This window comes from Thermogutta sp. (assembly GCF_014359955.1).
Lineage (GTDB): Bacteria > Planctomycetota > Planctomycetia > Pirellulales > Thermoguttaceae > Thermogutta.
Genome location: NZ_JACIYL010000507.1, coordinates 1 through 3,264 on the forward strand (window position 1 = coordinate 1; position 3,264 = coordinate 3,264).

Consider the following 3,264-nt stretch of genomic DNA (forward strand, 5'->3'; position numbering starts at 1 on the left):
CCATCCGAGGTCCATCTTCCACCGACTTTCCGTGTACGTCGTCAGGTTGTACACGTCGTTGGGATGGCTGTTCCAGCTTTCCTCCCGTCCCAGCCGGACCTTGCTGAGCAAGATGGGTCGCCTTCCTTTGGCAAGGAAAAGCAGCGCGAAGGAGGTGGCCAGAAGGGGATCGCTCTCCATGTTGGGCCCCACCCAGTAATCGGTGGGAACGCCTCCAGCAGCCACGGTGGCTTTCAGCTCCAGGAGAAAGGCAGAACCTTCTCGATACCAGTCGTGCTGGCCGATGAACCGCAACGCGCTGAGCCGTCCCACTCGCTCCAGCCCGTAGAGGTAGTAAAAGATCCAGATATTTCCGCCCTGAGGATTCTGGCGAACTGTGAAGTGCCGCGCCAGCCAGTTCAAGCCGCGCTGAATGCGATCGATTCCTCCAGGAGCCGGTTGACAGCAGTTGATGCGGTTCTGGTCGTCCACTTTAGCAGCCGGTTGACGGACGACATCATAAATGATGATGAGCGACGTGATGCCCGCGCAGGTCATGCTGCCGGTGCCGGGCTGCCCCTGACGGTAACCCCAGGAGCCATCAGCATTCTGGCCACTTTCCCAGTATTGTTGTGCCGCGGTCCACACGGCGTCGGGTATGCGAGCGCCGGCCCTTTCGGCCTCGTACAGCGCCAGCACCGCAAATTGACTGTTGGAATTGTCGGCGTTGGAGCCGGGATAGGACCATCCGCCGCGATCTGCTCCTCCTGCAATCTGGGTCTTTGCCAGCCATTGCACGTTTTCCTGAATTTGCGGCAGATAGCGGCTGGGGTCAGCCCGACAGTAAACCATCGTTTGCAGCGCGATGGGATACGTCTTGTTGATCTCGTCGGGCGAGTGATCCAGGAGGTATCGGAGCGCCCTCGCTACGGCCGGATCGTCGGGGGGAACACCCGCACTGAGAAGGGCCAGGGTACACAGGGACGTCATTCCGCACGGCATATTGACAGGGTCAGGCCAGGACCCATCGGCTTGCTGAGAACGCTTGAGATACTCGATCGCGCGGTTGATCGATTCCTCCAAGGCTGCCGCCAGCTTCTCACCGGGGACCTGGGCTTCAGCAGATGCGCCGAACACTCCCAGCAGCAAACAAGCCAGGACGCAGGCGATTGTCTTGAAGATTCTCGCGCCGAGGATGTGCGGATGCGCGGTCAAACGAAGCGGCCGAGAGGAGCGGGCCGATTCCCACGTTTGCCAGGTGCCACCCATCATCCGTCTTTGCCCTCATGGTCATAACCGTGCGGCAAACCGCCCTGCTTGCGGGCAGGGGCACGGCATGTTTTTGGTCCTGTGGAAAATAGGGAAAGTTTGACGTTGCATGCTACGAGTTGTCTCATGGCCCAACTCTGATGGGGCCCCGTTGCGTCATATAATCAAAAGGAGACGTCCTGTATTTCTCGCTGACCCGAAATCCGGCTCGTTTTAAGCGTATTGGATAACCACCGTTTCCATGGAGATGGATGCCCATTCATCTTCACGATCAATTTTCATGATAGCAGTCCACTGCGGTGTCGGATACCTGCGCGGTTGGGAGTGACCCGTCGGTGGGGCCAGACGAAAGCAGGACGGGAGTTTGGGAAAGCGAAACGGGACCGACTTGCTTCCGCGGCTGGGAAACCGCGCGGGGATCCGGCGGAGTTTGCCGAGCCGTGCAAGATCGCGCCACCTGGATGAAAAGTTGAGGCAGGTAACAGCTCTTTCGGAGGAAACTTTTTCGCGTCGATGAGGTGATCCGTTGGCTACAGGAAAACCGCGCACCTTGGGAGATGTGCTTCAGGAGTTCAGCTCCTACCGTCGCTTGATGGTGGAGGAACTCCAGAAAGTGATCGTGGGGCAGACGGAGGTCATTGAGCAGCTTTTGGCCGCCGTCTTCACCCGGGGGCACTGTCTTCTTGTCGGTGTGCCGGGGCTGGCGAAGACGCTCATGGTCAACACCCTGGCACGCATCCTGGATGTTCAATTCAAACGGATTCAATTCACCCCCGACCTGATGCCCTCCGACATCACGGGGACGAATGTTCTGGAAGAGGACGAACACGGAAAACGTTATTTTCGGTTTGTGGAGGGGCCCATTTTCACCAATATTTTGCTGGCGGACGAAATCAACCGAACCCCTCCGAAGACGCAGGCCGCGCTGCTCCAGGCGATGCAGGAACGGGAAGTGACGGTGGGGCAGCAGACCTATCCGCTTCCCGAACCGTTCCTGACGATTGCCACGCAGAACCCCATCGAGCAGGAGGGAACTTATCCACTTCCCGAGGCCCAGCTTGACCGTTTCATGTTCAACATCAAGGTGGATTACCCGTCCCTGGAGGAAGAGGAACGCATCCTCGCCATGACGACACGGAACGAGAAAGTCGAAGTACGCAAGATACTTTCCGGGAAGGCCATTTTGAATTTACAGCGACTGGTCAATTCGGTGGCGGTCAGCCCGTACATAGTCCAGTATGTGACGCGACTGGTTCGCGCCACCCGCCCGCGAGACCCCTCGGCACCACAGTTTGTCCGCGATTTCATCGATTGGGGGGCTGGACCCCGTGCCGGGCAGTTCCTGATTCAGGGCGGAAAGGCACTGGCGGCGATGGACGGGCGGTTCGCCGTTTCCATCGAAGACGTGCGAAAACTCGCCATTCCTGTTTTACGTCATCGGATCAGTGTCAATTTCCAGGCGCAGGCGGAGGGACTCACCACCGATGACATTATCGAGCGGCTGGTAAAAGAAGTGCCCGCCCCGGCAATTCCGAAATTTGAGCAGCCCGCGCCGCAGGTCAGCCCGGATGTGCTGCGGCCGCTTTCATGATATTGCCAGCGGTCGGGGGTGCGGAGCCGCTGTTTGACCTGCGGAAGAGTTAAACCGCGAAAGAGGCGAAACGCTTCAAGCGAATCATGACGAATATTCAAAAGTATCTGAAACCCGAAGTCGCTCGCCAGATTAAACGGCTCGACCTCCGCGCTCAGTTCATTGTCAAGGGGTTTTTGCACGGTTTGCACGCCAGCCCTTTCCACGGCTTTTCGGTGGAGTTCAGTGAGCACCGGCGTTATGTGCCCGGCGACGATCCCATGGACATCGACTGGCTGGTCTATGCCAAGACCGACCGGTACTACGTGAAAAAGTTCGAGGCGGAAACAAACATCACCGGCTATCTTGTGGTGGATGCCAGTCGATCGATGGGCTACACGTACCGGCAGGAAATGACCAAGTTCGATTACGCCATTTGTCTGGCC

Annotated in this window: 2 protein-coding genes and 1 pseudogene; 2 read left to right on the plus strand and 1 reads right to left on the minus strand. The window is 58.1% G+C overall.

Going from position 1 to position 3,264, the window contains the following annotated elements:
• Positions 1–1,251 (minus strand): annotated as a pseudogene (locus tag H5U08_RS13650) (prenyltransferase/squalene oxidase repeat-containing protein); the annotation flags it as partial.
• 556 nt (positions 1,252–1,807) lie between these two features.
• Here H5U08_RS13650 and H5U08_RS13655 point away from each other — a divergent pair.
• A complete protein-coding gene (locus tag H5U08_RS13655) occupies positions 1,808–2,839 on the plus strand; it encodes a MoxR family ATPase (RefSeq protein ID WP_297034126.1) in 1,032 nt (343 codons plus the stop codon).
• A gap of 86 nt (positions 2,840–2,925) precedes the next feature.
• Positions 2,926–3,264, plus strand: a 339-nt coding sequence (locus H5U08_RS13660; RefSeq protein ID WP_297034124.1) for a DUF58 domain-containing protein, incomplete at its 3' end; no start/stop codon positions are given.